16 protein-coding genes, 1 tRNA gene and 1 pseudogene are annotated in these 19,300 nt (G+C 70.9%); 10 read left to right on the forward strand and 8 right to left on the reverse strand.

Annotated features, from left to right (window positions below; all coding sequences use genetic code 11):
* The first annotated feature begins 9 nt into the window (after window positions 1-9).
* A complete protein-coding gene (locus tag SACCYDRAFT_RS23440; protein ID WP_043536854.1) occupies window positions 10-546 on the forward strand; it encodes a hypothetical protein in 537 nt (178 codons plus the stop codon).
* Window positions 547-576: 30 nt separating this feature from the next.
* Here SACCYDRAFT_RS23440 and SACCYDRAFT_RS23445 read toward each other — a convergent pair whose 3' ends face one another.
* The gene (locus SACCYDRAFT_RS23445; protein WP_043536856.1) at window positions 577-2,421 is read right to left on the reverse strand and encodes a transketolase; all 1,845 of its coding nucleotides are present in this window, start codon (window positions 2,419-2,421) and stop codon (window positions 577-579) included.
* An 87-nt stretch (window positions 2,422-2,508) separates the two neighbouring features.
* On the opposite strand from SACCYDRAFT_RS23445, the gene SACCYDRAFT_RS23450 reads away from it, so the two are divergent.
* Window positions 2,509-2,598 (forward strand) — tRNA-Ser (locus SACCYDRAFT_RS23450).
* 245 nt (window positions 2,599-2,843) lie between these two features.
* Here the strand turns inward: SACCYDRAFT_RS23450 and SACCYDRAFT_RS23455 are convergent.
* Together SACCYDRAFT_RS23455 and SACCYDRAFT_RS23460 are read right to left on the reverse strand one after the other, a co-directional pair.
* The gene (locus SACCYDRAFT_RS23455) at window positions 2,844-3,170 is read right to left on the reverse strand and encodes a hypothetical protein (protein WP_005460007.1); all 327 of its coding nucleotides are present in this window, start codon (window positions 3,168-3,170) and stop codon (window positions 2,844-2,846) included.
* A complete protein-coding gene (locus tag SACCYDRAFT_RS23460) occupies window positions 3,167-3,676 on the reverse strand; it encodes a DUF6232 family protein (protein WP_005460008.1) in 510 nt (169 codons plus the stop codon). Before SACCYDRAFT_RS23460 ends, SACCYDRAFT_RS23455 begins: the two co-directional genes overlap by 4 nt.
* Window positions 3,677-4,167: 491 nt before the next feature.
* Between SACCYDRAFT_RS23460 and SACCYDRAFT_RS23465 the strand changes: the two genes are divergently transcribed.
* From SACCYDRAFT_RS23465 to SACCYDRAFT_RS23485, 5 genes are all read left to right on the forward strand, one after another.
* Complete coding sequence (locus SACCYDRAFT_RS23465) at window positions 4,168-4,428, forward strand: hypothetical protein (protein WP_005460009.1); 261 nt, start codon at window positions 4,168-4,170, stop codon at window positions 4,426-4,428.
* Between the two features lie 11 nt (window positions 4,429-4,439).
* Window positions 4,440-4,685 carry a hypothetical protein gene (locus tag SACCYDRAFT_RS23470; RefSeq protein ID WP_005460010.1) on the forward strand — a complete coding sequence of 82 codons (246 nt, stop codon included), beginning with the start codon at window positions 4,440-4,442 and terminating at the stop codon, window positions 4,683-4,685.
* A 9-nt stretch (window positions 4,686-4,694) separates the two neighbouring features.
* A complete protein-coding gene (locus SACCYDRAFT_RS23475; RefSeq protein WP_005460011.1) occupies window positions 4,695-7,457 on the forward strand; it encodes an FtsK/SpoIIIE domain-containing protein in 2,763 nt (920 codons plus the stop codon).
* Window positions 7,450-7,818 (forward strand): hypothetical protein, encoded by a 369-nt coding sequence (locus tag SACCYDRAFT_RS23480; RefSeq protein WP_005460012.1) that lies wholly within the window; start codon window positions 7,450-7,452, stop codon window positions 7,816-7,818. The genes SACCYDRAFT_RS23475 and SACCYDRAFT_RS23480 overlap by 8 nt, the downstream gene beginning before the upstream one ends.
* Window positions 7,819-7,939: 121 nt before the next feature.
* Window positions 7,940-8,458: a GNAT family N-acetyltransferase gene (locus tag SACCYDRAFT_RS23485; protein WP_005460013.1), complete on the forward strand. Its 519-nt coding sequence runs from the start codon at window positions 7,940-7,942 to the stop codon at window positions 8,456-8,458.
* Window positions 8,459-8,468: 10 nt separating this feature from the next.
* On the opposite strand, the gene SACCYDRAFT_RS23490 is transcribed toward SACCYDRAFT_RS23485, so the two are convergent.
* Complete coding sequence (locus SACCYDRAFT_RS23490; protein ID WP_005460015.1) at window positions 8,469-10,319, reverse strand: endonuclease/exonuclease/phosphatase family protein; 1,851 nt, start codon at window positions 10,317-10,319, stop codon at window positions 8,469-8,471.
* 61 nt (window positions 10,320-10,380) lie between these two features.
* Window positions 10,381-11,343 carry a helix-turn-helix transcriptional regulator gene (locus SACCYDRAFT_RS23495; protein WP_005460017.1) on the reverse strand — a complete coding sequence of 321 codons (963 nt, stop codon included), beginning with the start codon at window positions 11,341-11,343 and terminating at the stop codon, window positions 10,381-10,383.
* 86 nt (window positions 11,344-11,429) lie between these two features.
* Between SACCYDRAFT_RS23495 and SACCYDRAFT_RS23500 the strand changes: the two genes are divergently transcribed.
* Window positions 11,430-11,909 (forward strand): VOC family protein, encoded by a 480-nt coding sequence (locus SACCYDRAFT_RS23500; protein WP_005460019.1) that lies wholly within the window; start codon window positions 11,430-11,432, stop codon window positions 11,907-11,909.
* Window positions 11,910-11,976: 67 nt separating this feature from the next.
* Here the strand turns inward: SACCYDRAFT_RS23500 and SACCYDRAFT_RS23505 are convergent, their stop codons facing one another.
* From SACCYDRAFT_RS23505 to SACCYDRAFT_RS23515, 3 genes are all read right to left on the reverse strand, one after another.
* Window positions 11,977-13,248 (reverse strand): hypothetical protein, encoded by a 1,272-nt coding sequence (locus SACCYDRAFT_RS23505; protein ID WP_005460021.1) that lies wholly within the window; start codon window positions 13,246-13,248, stop codon window positions 11,977-11,979.
* Window positions 13,245-15,113: a dynamin family protein gene (locus tag SACCYDRAFT_RS23510; protein WP_005460023.1), complete on the reverse strand. Its 1,869-nt coding sequence runs from the start codon at window positions 15,111-15,113 to the stop codon at window positions 13,245-13,247. Before SACCYDRAFT_RS23510 ends, SACCYDRAFT_RS23505 begins: the two co-directional genes overlap by 4 nt.
* A gap of 95 nt (window positions 15,114-15,208) precedes the next feature.
* Window positions 15,209-16,708 carry an IniB N-terminal domain-containing protein gene (locus SACCYDRAFT_RS23515; protein WP_005460025.1) on the reverse strand — a complete coding sequence of 500 codons (1,500 nt, stop codon included), beginning with the start codon at window positions 16,706-16,708 and terminating at the stop codon, window positions 15,209-15,211.
* A gap of 277 nt (window positions 16,709-16,985) precedes the next feature.
* On the opposite strand from SACCYDRAFT_RS23515, the gene SACCYDRAFT_RS23520 reads away from it, so the two are divergent.
* Together SACCYDRAFT_RS23520 and SACCYDRAFT_RS27065 are read left to right on the forward strand one after the other, a co-directional pair.
* Window positions 16,986-18,266, forward strand: coding sequence for an Hsp70 family protein (locus SACCYDRAFT_RS23520; protein ID WP_005460027.1), 1,281 nt, complete (start codon window positions 16,986-16,988; stop codon window positions 18,264-18,266).
* Window positions 18,266-19,300 (forward strand): annotated as a pseudogene (locus SACCYDRAFT_RS27065) (LuxR family transcriptional regulator); the annotation flags it as partial. The gene SACCYDRAFT_RS23520 and the pseudogene SACCYDRAFT_RS27065, both read left to right, overlap by 1 nt.

Consider the following 19,300-nt stretch of genomic DNA (forward strand, 5'->3'; position numbering starts at 1 on the left):
TCCGATGCCATGTTGTCTTCTATCGCGCGCGGCGCCGCCGCAGGCGCCGCGGGAACCACCGCACTGCACGCCGCCACCTACCTGGACATGACGCTGCGGGGCCGCCCGTCGAGCAGCACCCCTCAGCAGACGATCGACAAGATCAGCGAGGCGGCGGGAACGGAGATCCCCGGCACCACCGAGCAGAAGGAGAGCCGCAAGTCCGGGCTCGGTGCCCTGCTCGGGATGGTCACGGGAACCACCGTCGGCGTCTGCTACGGAGCACTGCACGGCCTCGGCTGGCGCCCTCCGATGCTCGTGGGCGGTGTCGTGGCGACGGTCGCCGCGATGGTGGGTTCGAGTGCGCCCATGACGGTGCTGGGGGTGACCGACCCCCGGACGTGGAGCACCTCGGACTGGCTCAGCGACGCCCTGCCGCACCTCGCCTACGGCCTGGTCACGGCGGCCACCTTCGCGATGACGGAGAACAACCACCGCCGGCGCGGGTTCCGCGGGAGAAGGCGCCGGGCGAACAGGGCCGCCACCATGCGCGCACTCGCGATCTGAGAGCCTGAAGCGGGCAGGCTCCCGGTCGGGTCACTCCGCCACCAGTTCCCGCACCGCCTCGACCACGGAGTCGGCGTCGATGCCGGCGTGGCGGAGTTGCTCGGCGGGGGTGGCGGACCCCGGCAGCGCCAGCACACCGAGCTTGACCACCGTGGGCATCGCGATGGAGCCGGTCAACGCGTCCAGCACCGCATCGCCGAGCCCGCCCTGCGGCCAGTGGTCCTCGACGGTGACGATGCGGCCGGTGTCGGCCGCAGCCCGCCGCAGGGTCGCCACGTCCACCGGCTTCAGCGAGTACAGGTCCACGACCCGCGCCCGCACGCCCTCGTCGGCGAGCGCGTCGGCCGCCCGCAGCGCCTCGTGCACCGTGATGCCCGCGCCCACGATCGTCACCTCGTCGGCGTCGGACGAGCGAAGCACCTTGCTGCCCCCGATGGGGAACGTCTCCTCCGGCCCGTACAGGACCGGTGTGTCCTCGCGGGTGGTGCGCAGGTAACGGATGCCGGAGTGCTCGGTCATCGCCGCCGTGAGGTGCGCAGTGGAGTTCGCGTCGCACGGGTAGAGCACGGTGCTGCGCCACAACGCCCGGAACGCCGCGATGTCCTCCAGACCCATCTGCGAAGGACCGTCCGCACCGATGGACACGCCCGCGTGCGAACCGACGAGACAGAGGTCGGCCCCACTGACGGCGGCCATGCGGACGAAGTCGTACGCGCGGCTCCAGAACGCGGCGAAGGTCGCGGCGAACGGGAGCCAGCCACGCACCGAAAGACCGACGGCCGTCGCCGTCATCTGCTGTTCGGCGATGTAGCACTCGAAGAAACGGTCGGGATGCTCGGTCGCGAAGTAGGCGGTGCGCGTGGAGTCGCTGACCTCGCCGTCGAGCACCACCAGGTCGGAACGCGCGTGCCCCATGGAGGCGAGGGCCTGCCCGAAGGCCGTCCGGGTGGCCACGCGCCTGCCCTGCTCGTACACGGGGACGGCCAACTCCCTCAGCTCGTCGGGCCGGGAGGGCCGCTCGTACTCCGGAGCCGCCACCTCGACGCGGATGGCGCTGCGCCCACCCAGCTCGGCGATCGCGGCCTCGGCGTCCGGCAGCGGTTTGCCGTGCACGCCCTCGACGTCCTCCACGGCGCGAACGCCCTTGCCCTTGCGGGTGCGGGCCAGGATCGCGGTGGGCGACTCGCTCGCGGCTGCCTCGGCGTAGGCGGCGTCGATCGCCTCGACGTCGTGCCCGTCGATCTCGACGGTGTGCCAGCCGAACGCGGAGATCCGCCGGGCGTAGGCGGCGGTGTCCCACCCATGCCGCGTGGGGCCGCGCTGGCCGAGGCGGTTGACGTCCACGATCGCCGTCAGGTTGTGCAGCCGCTCGTACCCGGCGTGTTCGAACGCCTCCCACATCGAGCCCTCGGCGAGCTCGCTGTCGCCGCACAGCACCCAGACCCGGAAGTCCCGCCGGTCGAGCCGCTTACCCGCCAGCGCCATCCCCGCGCCGATGCCGAGGCCCTGCCCGAGCGAGCCCGTGGCCACGTCGACCCACGGCAACGCCGGGGTCGGGTGTCCCTGCAGCCTGCTGCCCGACGACCGGTACCAGCGCAGCTCCTCGGACGAGACGACCCCCGCCGCCACGTACATCGCGTACAGCAACGGCGACGCGTGTCCCTTCGAGAAGATCAGGTGGTCGTTGGCGGGGTTCTGCGCCGCCTCGAAGTCGTAACGCAGATGGCCGGCCAGCAACACCGCCATGAGGTCGGCCGCCGACAGCGACGAGGTCGGATGTCCCGACCCGGCGAAGTCCGCGGCGCGCACGGCGTCCACCCGGAGTTGCCTGCCCAGCGCCGTGAGCATGTCGTGATCCACAGTGGCGACCGACATGGCTGTCGCATACCCGCTGCGGCAGGCGCGGTAACCGGTCGCGCCCTCGGCGAAGGACGACGAGGGCGCCCTGCTACCCTTCTCGGCGGAGGATTGGCCGAGCGGCCTAAGGCGCACGATTGGAAATCGTGTTGGGTGTAACAGCCCTCACGGGTTCGAATCCCGTATCCTCCGCCAGCTCACGAACGCCGGGTCTCCTCATGAGGGGCCCGGCGTTCGTTGTGTTCGGGCTCTCCGGGCTCTCCGGGCTCTCCGGGGGAGCCTGAGTCACCCGGCGGGAGTTCTGAGGAGTCCACCGGTGCGTTCCGTGCGAGCCGTCGTTCCTGACGGGTCTTCAACCCTGCTGACAGCTCTTCCCGTCACACGGAAGGAGCGCCCGCCGGGCGGCAGCAACGCCGTACACGCACCAGTGGACCGGGACCTCAGATTCCGAGAACGGCTTTCACGCCCTGTACTGCCTCGACGACCGGACCACCTACCTCGCCGATCATCACGGCGATCCCCGAGATGGTCGCCAGCGCCCGCCGCAGAGCGCCTCGCGGCGCGTCCTGGCCTGCCTCGATCGTTCGGAGAGCGTCGTTGAGGGCTGGCCGATCCTCAACAGGCGCTTGGTCACGCAGAAGCTGGACAGCGGTCACCAGTGACCGTAGCGCCGCGGCGGCATCGGTGTGTTGCTGGCCCCTGTTGATGCCGATGTTGTGGTCGCCGTACTGCGTGACTCGGTCACCGATCTGGAAGTCACCACTCATCTTCCTGTCGCCTGCTTTCCGATGTTGTGATTCCCGTATTGCATGATCTGGTCACCGATGTGCGCGTTCTCGATCTGCAACTGGAACTCCGCGTATGGATTGTTGATTGCTTCCTTGACCTGAGCGTCGATGATGTCGACCTTGGCGAAGTCCGGACTGGTCAACACGGCGTGTGAGGAACTGGCGGTCTCGATGATGTACTGAGCGAGTTCGGGAGTACGAAGTCTCCTCACCAGCCTGGTGACCGAGCGGGTGGCCAGGATGCCCACGATGAGCAGCCCCACCAGACCGGCCGCCACGTCACTGCTGAATGCCCCCACGGCGAAGAGCAGGAGGAAGAGCAGCACCGGAAGGGACCACAGGAACCTCCTCACGGCACCCCGGTGGTCAGGTCGGAGGACCGCCCGTCGGGTCGCTGCCACATTGCGGAGCGGGTAGGTGTCGTGCCCGATGCAGAGAATCTGCTGTCTGATCCGCACGTCGACAAAGTCGGTTTTGTAGATCATCCTCCGAGCGGCTCCCTTCTCGGGATCGCGGCCAGGACGCTGACGCGGTGCGATTCGGCCGTGTCGCCGGCAGGTGTGTGGCGGGGGACGCGGAGCGAGGCGGCCACCACCCGTGCCGACCACCGCCGCAAGGATCGAAGCTTCACCGTCTTTTCCCTCTCTCGTGGTGGCGCGAACCAAACTCGGTGAATGGGCTTCACAAAGTAGCGCATCTTTACCTGTGTTGTTGGTACTTCCGTCGAAATTCGTGTTCGGTCACGATGTCGACGCGGTCGAGGCCGCTGCCGGTCAATGCGCGGAACTTTTCGCGTACCGGCCCGATCGCTGTGCCCCCGCACGGGGGCTCCCTGCCCGGGGAGCACGTCGTGCCGTCTCGCGCAGAGGCGTTCGGCGGAGCTTGAGTTACCCCACCTACCTGCTGACTGCTACTGATCACTCACGCTAAGTTGGGTACCGCGTGACAACACCCGACTTCCCAAGGAGCCCGCCTCATGCCCGGTGTGGAAGAGATTCGTGCGGGGATCGCCCTCGCGAACGAAAAGGCTTCCGCCAGCATCGCCGCCCTGCAACAGGCCGCTCAAGCACTTGAGGAAGCACAGCAATCCCTGGCTCAGGCCACCGCGGGCAGCACGCAGGAGGAGATCAACCAGGCACACGGCCTGCTCGCGGAGGCGCTGCAGACGGTGACGGGCACGCAGAGCACCATCCTGGCGTGCATCTCGTCCGCCGAGAGCTACTCGGCTCGGCTCTAGCCTTCGCGCCGATGTCACTGGAGCAGTTGCGGCACCTACTCGCCGAGACGCTGGGCGCGGTCGCCGACGCGCACGCCCACAGCGCCCGCGCGAAGGATCTGCTCGACGACTACCGGCGCGTGGTCGTCGAGGTGCAGGCGCAGGCCCAGCCGTGGCTGCCCGCCGAGCTGGCCAGGGCCGTGGAGCAGATCGACGCCAACCACGCGCGACTCGACACCGTGCGGGGTCTGCTCACGGAGTATCAGTCGAGATTGTGAAGTGTGCCCATGCGACGCAAGGTCGTCGAACAGCGCGCGCGGGTGACGAACGCGCTGGAAGCGCTGCGCCACCAGATCGGGCTCGCCCTCGGCGCCGCCCGTAACGCCCACTCCGACGCCGAGGACGCGCTCACGAAGCTGCGGCTGGAACAACTCGTGCTTTCGGTGGGGCTCGACCGCGCCGAGAACGACCCGAAACTCGCCGAGCACCGCGGGGATCCGGCCATGACCGCCGTGAGGGCGTGGCTGGAGAACGTGCGCAGCCGCTTCTACGCCGACTGGGCCGACGGTCCCGGCCAGTTGCGCGACCTCGTCGCCTCGGCGGCACCCGGCCCGGCGGGCAGGCCCGGTGGGGAGTGGCTCGGCAGGCTCGGCACCTCCGAAGGCATGCGGCCGCCCGAGCTGTGGCGCATCGGGGAGGCCACTGTGGACGGATCGAGTGTCGGGCGCACGCCCGGCACCACGCTGTCCTTCGACGTCGCCGTGCCGTTGCTCGACGAGTCACACCTGTCGATCACCTCGGCGCCGAAGACCAGGCCCACCGTCGACGCGCTCGTGGAAGGGTTGCTGATGCGGGTGCTCAGCACCTTCACCCCGGGCGCGGTGAAGGTGCACCTGTGGGACGTCGGCCAGCTCACGGCCGTACTGCCGAACTTCTACGCGTTGAGCCGAACCAGCGCCGTCACCGTCCACGACCCCACGCGGTTGGTCGACCTGCTCGACGAACTCGCCGGGCACATCCGCCGCATCCACACCCACACCATGCAGGCGGGCTACCCGTCCCTGCGCGCGATGCGCGAGGCCACCGGCAAACGCGTGGAGCCGTGGCGGATCGCGGTGCTGTACGGCAACGGTGAGGACCTCGCGCCCGAACACCTGCGGGACCTCAAGCGCGTGGCCACCGGCGCGCTCGCCGCCGGGATCTCACTCATCCTCGTGGACGTGCCCACGGTGCTGGGCGGTTCGGTGGAGACCATCTCCCTGCTCGACGACCGCCGCGCGGTGACGTCGATGACCGGGTCGGGCGTCGAGGTGCGGCTCGACCCGGCGTTGCCCGCCGGACAGGTGGCCGGCGCGGCGGCCCGCATCGCCGACGCGATCGTCACCAGGCAGGGCGGTCCACGGTCGTTCGCCGACCTGCTGCCGACGGAGTTCGGGCAGGAGTCCTCGGCGCGGGAGCTGCGGACTCCCGTCGGCTTCCACGAAGGCGAGCCGGTGGAGGTGGTGATCGGCGACGCCACCCCGCACGCCCTGATCGGCGGGCCGAGCGGCTCGGGGAAGACGAACTTCCTCTACGCGCTGCTGGGCGGTCTCGCGGCCCGTTACTCACCGGACGAGCTGGCGCTGTACCTGCTGGACTTCAAGGAGGGGGTCTCCTTCGCGGGGCTCGCACCCGGCAAGAAGGACGAGAGCTGGCTCCCGCACGCCCGCCTCGTGGGCGTGAACGTCAACACCGACCGCGAGTTCGGGTTGGCGCTGCTGCGGTTCCTCTCCGACGAGATGCGGCGTCGTTCGGCGGCGGCCAAGGAGTTCGAGGTCACCAACATCGCGGAGCTGCGCGATGCGGACCCGAACGGGCACTGGCCCCGCATCGTCGCCGTGATCGACGAGTTCCAGTACCTGTTCGCCGAACGCGACTCGGTGACGGCCATGGCCACCTCGCTGCTGGAGGACCTCGCGAGGCGTGGTCGTTCCCAGGGCATACACCTGATCCTGGCCAGTCAGGACATCGCGGGCATCGACGCGTTCTGGGGCAAACCCGCGGTGTTCGAGCAGTGCACGCTGCGGATCGCGATGCCGAAGGCGAGGCGAGTGCTGGCCGAGTCGAACCAGGCGGCCGTGGCGGCGCCGCGCTGGCACGCCGTGGTGAACCACGAATCCGGGGTCGCGCACGGCAACCAGCTCGCGCACATCCCCGACGCCAGTGCGAAGAACACGTTCCCGGTACTGCAACGGCAGTTGTGGCAGCGCTACGCCACGCACGGGCGGCCGAGGCTGTTCGACGGCGCCGTCGCGCCGCGCCTCGACGAGTCCACGGCCTTCGCCGCTCTCGAACCCGGCACCGACCGGCCGAGGGCACTCGTGGGGCAGTCGATCGAGGTCACCGACAACGCCCACGGCGTCGAGATGGCCTCCACGCCGGGACGCAACCTCGCGGTGATGGGCAGCAGCACCGCCGAGGCCCTGTCCGTGCTCGACGCGGCCACCCGGTCGCTTGCCAGGCAGTACCCGGCGGGTGCGGTGGAGTTCGTGCTCGGCTGTGCCGTGGACACCTGCCTCGGCGAGGTGCGGGCGCTGGCCGACGACCTCGCCGCCCTCGGGCACAAGGCGGGTGTGGCGACGGCCGGCGAGATCCCGTCACTCGTCACCGAACACACCGAACGGTTGTCCGAACCGGACAGTGACCGGTTTCTCGTGCTCTACGGCGTGGACGCGGTGCTGCCCGCGCTGGAACGCAAGGAGCCCGGCAAACCCAGCGCGCTGGAGCACCTGCGGACCCTGCTCAAGCAGGGACCGGCGAAGGGGCTGCACGTGCTCGGCTGGTGGCGGGGTGTTGCCCGGCTCAAGGACACGCTCGGATTCGGGGGTACCGAGGAGATCGGGGCCTGGGTGGCGCTCGACGTGCAGGGCAGCGAACTCGCGGCGTTCTGTGCGGGCCAGGTGGTGCAGTGGTCGCCGAGGGCGGGACGGGCGCTGTTCTTCGACCGCGGCACCCACGCGAGCCCGGAGGTCACCATCCCGTTCCACCGACCGGAGGTCACCGATGCCTGACGAGCCCACGGCCGCCGTGCGCTACAAGGAGATCATGGGCCGCGCACGCAGGTCGGCCGACGAGCTACGCGAATGGGAACGGCGCCGCATCGACGAGCTGGAATCACAGATCGCCGAGGCGGCCCTGCGTGTCGAACGGCTCGCCGAACAGGAGGTGGCCGTGCAGGAGCGGGCCCACCGCTGGTGGCGCATGGCCCAGGACAACGTGGAGCGGCTCTCCTGGATCGAGCCCGGCGAGCCACCACCGCCGATCACCTCCGCGAGGGGCGAGCACCTCGACCAGCACGTCGAGGAGATCCGGACCGCTTACCGCGAGCTGACCAAGGCGGTCGAGGCACTCGGCTGGCGAGCCCGTCGCTGACGGAGACGAACCCCTTCCGACGAGCCACCAGTCCCCGAAAACCTGTTGGCCCGGCATGGCGGTGATGACTACGGTCCCGCCGATGCGGTGCCACCGGCACCCACGGGACGAAAGGCACCCAGTGTCCGGATTGTCCACAGTCGAATGGCACACGCGGCGGGAGACCCCGGCGGACAAGGCGGCCGTGCACGCCGTGCACCGCGCCGCCTTCGACACCGAACTCGAGGCCGAACTCGTCGACACACTGCGGCGGGACCCGGCGTGGATCGACGAGTTCTCCGTGGTGGTCGAACACTCTCACCACGGGCTCACCGGCCACGCCCTGCTGACTCGCTGCCACATCGGCGACGTCCCCGCGCTGGGACTCGGCCCGGTGGGCGTGCTGCCGGAACAGCAGGGCAGGGGTGCGGGTTCCGCGGCCGTCCGGGCTCTGCTGCGGGCGGCGCGGCAGGCGGGTGAGTCCTTCGTCGTGGTGCTCGGGCATCCCTCGTACTACCCGCGCTTCGGATTCGAACGCGCCTCCACGTACGGGGTCACTCTCCCCGTGGAGGTTCCCGACGAGGCCTTCATGGTGGTGAGCCTCGACGGGAACCGGCCTCCGAGCGGAGTCGTGCGCTACGCCGCGCCGTTCGGGGTGTGAACAGGTCGCTCTACCTCGGAACGAACCGCACGAGCTGCGGGTCGTGGTCGCTCGCCTGGTCGGCGAACTCCGCGTTGATGTGCACGACGTCGTAGCTGACACGCCGGGGGCCCCCGGAGATCAGCACGTGGTCGAGGACCTGCGAGTTGCCCTCGTAGACGTAACTGTAGCGCTCGCTCGGCGGCAGCGTGTCCATCAGGGACCGCAGCTCCCCTCCGCGTGTCAGTTCGCGCAGTGTCGGCGAGAACGGGAAGTCGTTGAGGTCCCCCGCCACGACGACGTTCGCCTTGCGGTCCACCGACAGCAACTCGTCCACGAAGTCCCGCACGAGACCGGCCTGCTCGATCCGCTGCTGTTCCGAGGGCCGGGCCGGGGGCTGGAACCGGCCGTGGACGGGTTGGTCGCCGCCCTTGGAGGCGAAGTGGTTCGCCACCACGAACACCGTGCGGCCCCGGAAGACGAACTCGCCCACGAGCGGCTTGCGGCTGTCCAGCCAGGCGGAGTGCCCCGGGGTGATACGGCCGGGAGACACGGACAACCGCGCCTTCCTCCGGTCGCCCTCGACCTTCACGGCCGTGGTCGCGTCGCCACCCTCGCGGTCGACGAACCGCACGCGCTCCGGGTTGAACAGGAACCCGACACGGATGTTGCCGCCGGGCTGGCCACCGTCCGCGCCCTCCACCGGATCGATCTGCCGCCACTCGTACCGCGGGCCACCGGCCGCCTCGATGGCGTCGGTAAACCGGCGCAACGTCTCGTCCGCGGACACCACTCCGTCGCCGACGCCTTCGGTGCCGTTGTCGTCCTGGATCTCCTCCAGCGTGACGATGTCCGGTGCGGCGAGGTTGCGCACCACGCCCTCGGCGAGCCGGGCGAACTTCTCCTCGCCGTCCACGGCGGACAGGTTCTCGACGTTGTAGGTCGCCACGGCCAACTCGCCCGGCCGCTGGGCACGCGTGACCTCGCGTTCCAGGCCGTTGTCCTTGACCTCGCCGAGCACGTTCGCCATGAGCGTGTAGCCGCCGTACGAGTCGTACTCCACCGGGCCGGACGTCACCCCGGTGAGCGTGTCGCCCGTGTCGGCCGTGGGGAAGGGCCGCTGCGAGAAGGGGATCAGCGACTCGATCTTGAGGATTCCCGTGTTGGGCCGGTCATAGCCGTGGTAGACGGTGCCGCCACGGGCGCTGGGGTTCTGGGCGGGCTTGGTGGTCACGTACAACTCGTCGTAGTCGGTACTCGGGCCGACGAGGCGGACGTCGACCACGGACACCAGCTCTCCCTCGTGCGCCTCCCAGAAGTCGAGGGCGTAGACGTCGGGGCGTAGCGGCGCGGCCTCGATGTTGCCGCCGGGCGACGCGGTCAGTGCGTCCGGCACCGTGTCCGGTCCGATCGCGAGCGCCTCGGGCGGCCGCGTGCCCCGAGCGGTGACCGTCCACTCCGCGTCGACGAGTTCGGTGGTCGACTGCGCGGCCGTGGTGGCGGGGTCACCCGGGTAGTACTCGGCCACCGTGCCCACCACGGTGACCGCGTCACCCGGCGCGACGTCCGGTGTCGTGCGGCCGGTGAAGACGAACAGTCCCTCACTGGTGCGCGGGTCGTCGTCCGGTCTTGGGTCCTGGACCCAGAACCCACGGCTCGATCCGAACGTGCGGGTGGCCGTCACCACGGCCTCCACGCTCACACGTTCACCTTCGAGGGGTGAGAGCCGCGTCGTGCCCTGGATCTCGTGAACGGGTGTGGGTACCGCCTCGGGGGAGTTCGGCTCCGCCGCCACACCGGGTGCGGCGGACACCCCCAGGGTGGCCACGAGCACCGTGAGCACGGTGCTGCCCGTGATCCTCGCTCTGCGTTGGGAAGACATCACCGGCGCATCCTTACCCATTCGGGTGAACCCAGGTAAGCCGCCGTTCGTCGGGCGTGCGTCAGGAGGGCGGCGCCTCCGGCTGTCCCGCCGCCCTGAGCGCGCGCTGCCCCAGCCCACGCAGGTGGTCCACGAGTTCGACCGGCTCGTGGACGCGGAACTCGTGCCCGAGCGACGTGAGTCCGATGGCGAGCCACTCCACCGTGTCCCCGTGGCACCGGAGCAGGCATCGTCCCTCGTCGATCGGCTCCACCTCGCCCAACCGGGCGTCGAGGAGCTCCGCGGGCGCGAACACGGTCACCACCGCGCTGTAGGTGGGCGCGAGGCTGTACAGGGAGTCGGTGACGAAGCTCGCCGCGTCCTCGGCGGGCAGTTCGCGCCCGGCCGCACGGGCACCCGTGGGTAACGGCTCGCTCATCCGGTCCACCCGGAACACCCGCCAGTCGTTCCGGTCGTTGTCGAAGGCGACCAGGTACCAGCGCCGCCCGAACGGCACGAGCCGGTGCGGGTCGACATGCCGCCGCGACTCCTCACCCTGGTACGAGCGGTACGCGAAGCGCAGCCGTTCGGTGTTGGCGATGGCACCGGCCACGGTGGTGAGCACCGCGACCTCGACCGTGTCCCCCACCTGGTGGGGCAGCGGATCGATGGCCGTGTTGAGCGTGCCGACCCGGTAGCGCAGCCGCGACGGCAGCACCTGTTCCAACTTGGTCAGCGCCCGCACGGCGGCATCGCCCAACCCGGCCACCGCGTGCCCGGCGGCGCCCCGCAATCCCACCGCGATCGCGACGGCCTCCTCGTCGTCCAGCAGCAACGGCGGCAGGGCCGCACCCGCCACCAGTCGGTAGCCGCCCTCGGCGCCCCTGGTCGCCACCACCGGGTAGCCGAGTTCCCGAAGCCGCTCCACGTCACGGCGGACGGTGCGGGGGCTGACCTCCAACCTGCGTGCGAGTTCGCTGCCCGGCCACTCGCGCGGGGTCTGCAACAGGGACAGCAGGCTCAGCAGTCGCGAAGGCGTGCTCATGCCTTCCAGAATGCCCGGCGAATAGGACCGGTCCTGACCTACTCGCCTCCTAGCGTGGTGTCACCAACCACGAGAGGCGGCCCACAGTGACCGAGGTCAAGACAGTCCCCGACGGCTACACCACCGTGACGCCGTGGGTGATCTCCCGGGACACCGCGACGGTCCTCGACTTCCTCGCGAAGGCGTTCGACGCCGTCGAGACCGTCCGCGTGCAGGGCGAGGACGGCTTCGTCGGCCACGCCGAGACCCAGCTCGGCGACGCGCGGATCATGCTGTTCGACTCGCGCCCGCACTGGCCCGACACACCGGCGTTCCTTCGCCTCTACGTCGCCGACGCCGACGAGACGGTGCGCAGGGCCGTCGACGCGGGCGCGGAGGTGATCACGCGCCCCACGGAGCTGCACTTCGGTGACGTCGTCGCCCGCGTCCGCGACCCGCTGGGCAACGTGTACTGGCTGCACCAGCACGTCGCCGACCCCACCCCCGCCGAGCTGGAGGAACGCGCGCAGCGGCCGGAGTTCGTCGAGGGCATGCGGTACGTCACCGGCGCCGACATCTTCGCCTGAGCCCGCCCCGACCCGACCGACAAGGACCGGATGACAACCGATCTCGTGGTCCCGCGCGCGCTGCCGGTCACAGCGGACCGGTGACGAGCGCTTCGCAGGTTCGGACCACGGTCGACGCCGCGTGCCGCTCCGCCGAGGAGAGCACCGGGTTCTCCGCGTACGACCGCCACAGCCGCAACGCCGTAGCCGCGGCCTGCCGCAGGTCCGGCTCGCCCACGCCCCCGGCGGCGTCCAGGGCGAGCCTGGCCTGCGGCGCGTCACCGTAACCGCCGACGAGCCGCGCGGCCTCCTCCCCGAGGTCGCCGGGCAGGCTCACCCTGCCGGTGCGCAGGGCGGCGAACAACCGGAGCTCGGCGAACTCGTGCGCGCCCGTGAGCGTGCGTTCCAACTCGGCCACCAGCGGGGCCGCTGACGGCCGTGGCTCCCTCCGCAGCATCACACCGAGGCCGAGCAACGCCGACCGCGCCTTCAACACGTGGGCCCGGTCGGCGAAGTACACCGACACGGCCTCGCCGAGGGCGTCGAGACCGCTGCGTCGACACAACTCCGTGGCGAGCGCCTGCGGGGTGCCGACGCCGTTCCGGAGCAACGTGGTGGCCAGGCGGATACCGAAGAGCCCGAACCGGGCGAGCAGTTCCGCGCGCCGGGGGTCAGAACCGAACCGGTCCGCCGACAACAGCAGCGGGTCGAGTTCCGCCTTCGGCACGGCCGCGAGCGCGGCCAGCAGCTCGAACTCGTCATGCCGGAGCGTGCGCGCCGCCCGCGCGAGCAGACCCGCCACAGCGACGACGTCCTGGCACAGCTCCGCGGTCGGGGTGTTCTTCGCCCACCGTCTCGCCACCCGCCGCGCCGAGGTCAGCGCATCCACCCGCCCGCCACCGAGCTCGTCGGCCCGTGAGAGCACCGCGAGCGCGTTCACGGGCACGAGCCGGGTCGCGGACTGGGCGTGCATCGCGCGCAGCGACGCGGTGTCGGTGTCGTGTGGACCGAGCAGGTGGAGCACCGCGTCCGCCTCCAGGCCGATCGACTCGGCGACCCGGGCCTCCGAGTGCTGCCCGGTGAGCGAGGTGTCGAGCACCAGCAGCTCCGGCCAGGTGCGGCAGGCGGGCACATGCCGCCAGGACCTCGGGGCGTTCGGGGGGCCACCACGGTCGGCGTCGCCGGTGAGCGCGGCCACGAGCGTCGTCCTCCCCGAGCCCGCCTGCCCGGTCACGGCCAACCGCACGGGCTCGGCGAGCCGCGCCAGGTGCATCCGCAGCCAGTTCGACGCTCTGGGGTTGTCGGTGTACACCTCCTGCGCCCGGGTGAGCAACGACCACGCCCGGTCGGCCAGGTTCATGCGGTGAGTCCTCGCACGACCGTCCTCGGCGCCAGGGCCTCGGCCCGCCTGCGCAGCAGTTCCAGCTCGCCGATGCGCCGGGTCACGTCCCGCATCGCCGTGCCGCGCTCCGCGGCCTCCGCGTCGATGACCTGCTTCACCCGCTGCGCGGCGTCGCTGAGCTCCGTACGCAGCTCCTGCGCCACGGCGATGCACCGGTCACGCAGCTCGCGGTGGATCAGCCGCACGGTGTCCTTGCTCTCCTTGCCGTAGGCGAGGAAGAAGTCGTCGACGTAGCGGTGAGCGGCGCTGCGTGCCGTGGCCTGCCTGCGTTTGAGTCGCGTTCCGCGTTCCTCGAACACGCTCTTCGCACCGAACGCCACACCCGCACCGAGGGAGATCGGGTTGATGAGATCCATCCCCGCCAGTGTGGTGGCGAGCCCGAACATCAGCAGCCCGCTGTACGAACCACGCATTCCCACGAACAGTTTCTGACCGAGGGTGAACTTCTCGATGTTCGGCATCCGCAGCTCGCCGAGCTCCTCGGCGGGCATACCGGGCAGCACCTCGTCCGGTGCGAAGGCGTCGGGACGGTGGGACGCGATGACGTCCGCGAGCTTGCGGGTGAGCCACTCGAACCGGTCGAGCAGCCACCGCGAGTTCGCCTCGGCCGCCGCCGTGAGGTTGTCGCGCAACCACTCCTCGAACGTCGGCCAGTCCTTCGCGGGGTCGGCCGTCTCGAAGTACTCGTCCGCCTCGCGCAGGATGCGGCGGGTGCGGTCGCGCAGGTCGTAGTCGAGGTCCGCGGTGAGGTCGGCCACCTCGTCGGAGAGCATGGTCTGCCACCGCGACGCCTCGCGTTGCAACTGTTCGAGCTGTCGCCCGGCGGCCCGGTACCTGGCGGCCAGCTCGGCGTCGCCACCCTGCTGGAGTTCGGCCAACCGCTCCCGCAACGGGGGCACGACCTGGTCGACGGCCAGCCCGGCGAGCGCCCCGGCACAGCGCCGGCGCAGGACGTCGACGTTGCCCATGAGTTCGCGGTGCAGGTACGAGATCAGCGCGGGGAACCCGGACTCCTCGTTCAACCGGGAGTCGTTCGTCCTCGCCGCGAGCAGCCGCAGGGCCGAGGACACCGGGAACACCGTCGCGGGCAGCCCCTGCCGTTCGAGGAGGGCCCTGCTGCGGTCGACCACCCGCTGCCAACCGGGCACGAGGTCGGTCTTGGTGAGCACGACGGCGGCCGTGGGACACAGCGCGAGGACGCGCTCCAGCACGTCGAGTTCGGCCGGGGAGAGGTCACGGGTCACGTCGGTGGTCAGCAACACGGCGTCGGCGTGGGGCAACGTCGCCAGCGCGGCGTGAGCGTGCTCACCGGGTTCCGCCCCGTAAGGCGGTGTGTCGATGAGGGTGAGTCCCGTTTCGAGCAGTTTGCGAGGGAGTCCGATCTCGACTCTCGCCACGCCGCCTCGGCGGTTGGCGGTCGCGGTGGCGGAATCGACCGAAACGGACTGTCGGTCGGCACTGGCGAGTGCCGGAAGGCTGGGCACCGGCCCCTCCAGCACCAGGCTGTCCTCGCCCCTCGGGGCCTCCACCAACGGCGCCTGAACACCGGGCACGATCGCGGCCACGGGCGCGGACGCGTACTCGACCACGGCGGGCACGGTGGTGGTCGTGTCATCCCCCACCGCGCACACGTCCGCACCGAGCAGTCCGTTGAGGAGCTGACTCTTGCCCTGGCCCGGGCCTCCGAGAATCACCACGCGAACCTTCGGTCCCGCGAGCTCCGCACGGCGGACCTGCAGGCGCTGCACGAGGTCGTTCCGGTCGTGCGCGGCACACGACCGGATGGCCTCGTCGAGCACGTCGAGCCAGGGGGTTGCCTTCATCGATCGGACAGTGTGCCTCGTTCACGCTACGCAGTACAGGCCGGGCTCGTAATATCACCGAGCCCGGCCTGTTACTTTGCTGAGATGACTGAGAGTCAGTGACCGAGGTCCAGATCACCGATTCCCGAGGTACCGGAGAGCAGATCCTCACCCTTCTCGGCAACCCCACCCAGCGGGCTGTCACTCACGGTGTCAGCGACGCGGGCGACGCCCCCGCTCACCTGGTCCGCGGCGTCGTCGGCGGGGGTCGGCATCGGGTTGGCCACCGGCAGGTCGGGCATCTCCGGCGAGTCCGTGGGCACCTCGAAGCCGAGCTGGTTCGGCAGGGTGGACAGGCCGTCGCGAACCTCGTGGAGCTCGCCGGCCACGCCGTACACCGTGTCGGCCACGTTCGGCAGGTTCGTGTCGATGTCGGCCACCTGGATCGGCTTGTCGATCTCCAGGTCGAGGTCCCTCGACTCCGAGAGCACCTGCTCGTCGACGGCGGGGCCGCCCGCGAGGTCGACGGGCAGGTTCGCGGGCAGATCGGCGGGGACACCCGCGGGAACGGCGCCTGCGGGGATCTCCGCCGGGAGGTCGACGGGCAGTTCCTCGGCCGCCGAACGGGCCGCACCGTGCAGTGCCGCGCCGCCGGAGGTCACGTACGTCGCCACCGTGCTCGCGGCCGCCTCGCTGCCCCGCGTGATCGTGTCGGTGTCGAGGGTGTCGGCCAGGTCACCCGTGGTCTCGACCTCGGGGATACCGACGCTGACATCCTGCGACATCTCGATGCCGTAGGTGCCGAACGGCGTCTCCAGCGAGCCACCGGCGGCGTAGCCGTCGTCGGTCAGCCGCGCCGCTCCCTCGCCCGTCACCACGTCGGTGCGCACGCCCGCGCCGCCCATGGCGCTGTCGTCACTCACGTCACCGAACACTCCGGTCCGGACCTGCTCCGACTCGAAGCCCACGGTGCCGTACCCGCTGTCGCGGGTCACGTCCAGCATGGCGGCGGCGTCGCCGACCACGCTCTCCACACCGACCATGCCGCCCGCGCTCTCCGGGCCGACACCGCCCGTGCCGGCGGCCTGGCCCACCAGGCTGTCGGTGTAGGAACCGATGTTCAGACCGTCCTCGCTGAGCTGGCCCGCGACCTCACCGGTGGCGGCCTCCGTGTCGTACCGCAGCACGCCGGACGCGCCGTCGAGGGTGGCGGCACCGCCCCCGGCGATGGCGCCGAGGCCCGATTCCAGACCCGTCGTGCCCGCCAGGTCCGCGCGGTCGCCCGCCGCCTCGGCCACGCCCCTGAGCTGCGCGATGGCGCCGTCGAGGCCGTTGACAGCACCGATCTCGGGCGCACCGACAACGTCCGTGCCCGGCAGCTCGTTGTAGTCCATCACGAGCGGGATCACGTCCTGGACGTCCTCAGCGGTGATGTCACCGAGGCCCGCCCTCTCCAGAGCCTGGGCCGGGTCCTCCGCGAACGCGGCGCGCGCCGTGGCGTCGTTGAGCAGCGTGACCACGAAGTCGTACAGCGTCTGCTCCTGCGGGACGGCGTCCGCGGGGTTGGAGACGGTGACTTCGTGCTCGGTCTCCGTCTCCCCCTGTGCGTGGATCAAGGGTTTCTCCTTCGGTATGAGGCATACGTCCGTAGTCGCCGCGCGCGACGGCGAAGCCGACGCTAGGGAGATGGGAGGGACGAGGGCATCGGGGAGGACGCCGGGTTCTCCACGACCCGCGCCCGGGCTCGCGTTAGGGGCTTAGGGGATCGGCGAACGGCTTATTCGGGGGTGCCGTTCGGAGGCATGACTTTGGTACGAAGGGAGGCACGGTCCGACTGCGGTGAACCCCGGCAGGTACGGACCACCGCGACGAGCCGTGAGGAAACCGCCGCCTATGCGCTATGTCCTGGGGATACACCTCGGTGCCACCCGTGTGAGCGCGGCCGTGTGCCGGTACCGCCAGGGCGGGTGGAGCCCCGCCGAGGTGATCCCCCTCGGGGGCCCCACCCCGTGGGCGGAGTCCGTCCTGCACGTTTCCGAGCGCGGTGACCTTTCTGTGGGCCATGCCGCACTGCAACGTGTCGCGACGGAACCCGAACGGGTGGCCCGAGCGCCGCTGCACCGCACCGGCGATCCGGTGCCGTTCGTGCTGGGTGAGCTCTCCTACCCGGCGGAGACCCTCGCGGCCGGGATGATCGGCTGGGTCGCCGACCGCGTCGCCGAGGTGGAGGCGGCCCACGCCGAACGCATCGTCGTCACTCATCCACCCGGCTGGTCGGCCTACCGGCGTGGGCTGCTGCACGAGGCGCTCGACGCCGCCGAACTCCCCGGTGTGCTGGCGTTGCCGAGTCCCGTGGCCGCCGCGGAATGCCATCTCGCCCGCGCGGACGTCGAGGACGTCGAGCCGGGCCGCCTGCTCGCCGTGTGCGCCGTCGGCGGGGTACACGTGGAGACCGCGCTGCTCCGCCGCACCCCGACGGGTGTCGAACTGCTCGCCCACAACGAGTCCTCGGAGCACGAGGCGGGCTGCAGGCTCGACGACCTCGTGGTGCGGTACGTCCTCGACCGGGCGGACGTCGACAACGGCGACCCGTACGCCATGGGCAGGCTGCGGGCGGCGGCTCTCGCCGCGAAGGAACGGCTTTCGACCACGACCGACGTGTTCGTCACCGACACGGTGTCGCTGAGCAGGCAGGAGTTCGAGGAACTCGCGGCGCCGGTGCTGCGCTCCGCCGTCGGAAGACTCCGCTCCCTGCTGACCCACGTCCCCGAAGGGCAGCTCGCGGCGGCGCTTCTGGTGGGAGGCAGCGCGAGGATCCCCCTTGCCGCAGGGCTCGCGCGCACCATGCTGCCCTGCCCTGTCGTGGTCGACGACGATCCCGGCACGATGCGGTGCCGGGGAGCGGCGCTGGTGGCTCGGCCGAGGCCCCGCCCCCGACCGGGCGCCGCACCCGACGCGAAACCGGAACAGACACAGGTGGCCGAGCGCGACGACGCGCTCGTGCCGGACATCGGAGACGCACCCGCGTTGTACGACCGGGCGAGCCGCGGTGAGGACGCCGAGCCGCCACCACGGCGACCACCGGTGGAGATCACGCCGCTGCAGCCGCCCCGCCGGCGGTTCTCGCTGGCCCGTGGGCGCGGCCCGACCGAAGACCGAGACGAGGAACGTTGATGCCGGCATCCGATATCGCCTCGCCGGAGCGTCCCACCACGCTTTCGGCCTCCACACCGGACGAGCCGCTGCTCGACGAACCGACCCGCCAACTGTGCCGCGCCGTCGCCCAGGGAACGCTCGCGCCTGCCCGGCTCGCCGTCGTCGCGCCCGGTGGCCACGGCAAGACGGCCATGCTGCACCAGTTGGCGCGCTGGTGCGAGGCCCGGGACGTCACCGTTGCGTGGTACGGCCAACAGGACGTCCGGGACATCGCCACCGCCGAGCTGGTCCTGGTGGACGACGCCCACGAACTCGACGACACCGCGCTCGCCGAGCTGCGGGAACGGGCGGGCGACGAAGTCACCGGACTCGTGATCGCCGCCCGGCCGTGGCCGCGTCCCCCGGAACTGAACGCGCTGCTCTCCCGCCTGCGCGGGCAGGTCGTGCTGCGCCCTCTCGACACCCGCCGGATCACAGCGCTACTCGGGCGCGAACGGGCCGGACTCGCCGAACTGGTGCGCGCGCAGACACTCGGGGTGCCCGGATTCGTCGTGCGGCTCGCGAACGCCCTGGAAGCCCATGCCGGGACTCCCGTACCGCCCGACGCCACCGGCCTGCCCGCCTCCGTCCTCGCCGAGTTCCGCCACGATCTCGACCGATTGCCCCCGGAGACGCTGTCCCTGCTGCTCGCGGCCACGTCGGGCGCCGGGCTCGACGTCGACCTGCTCGCCGGTGTGCTGGGCACCGACCACGACGGCGTGGCTCGCACCGTCGACGCCGCCAGGGCGTGCGGACTGCTCACCCACGACGGCGCACCACTGCCGCTGGTGGCGGGTGCTGTGCGCGCTCTCGTCCCGGAGGAACGGCGGTTGGCGGTGTCGCAGCGGTTGGTCCGGCTCCAGCTCGACCGCGAGGGACCGGTGCTCGACCTGGTGCGACCGCTGCTGGGTACCGAGCTCAGCGGCGCCGAACTCGCCGAGGCGTTCGAAGCAGCCGCCGACGAGGCAGCCGAACCCGATCCGGTGCTCGCCGCGAAGCTGTACACGGCCGCC

Source organism: Saccharomonospora cyanea NA-134 (assembly GCF_000244975.1).
Classification (GTDB): Bacteria; Actinomycetota; Actinomycetes; order Mycobacteriales; family Pseudonocardiaceae; genus Saccharomonospora; species Saccharomonospora cyanea.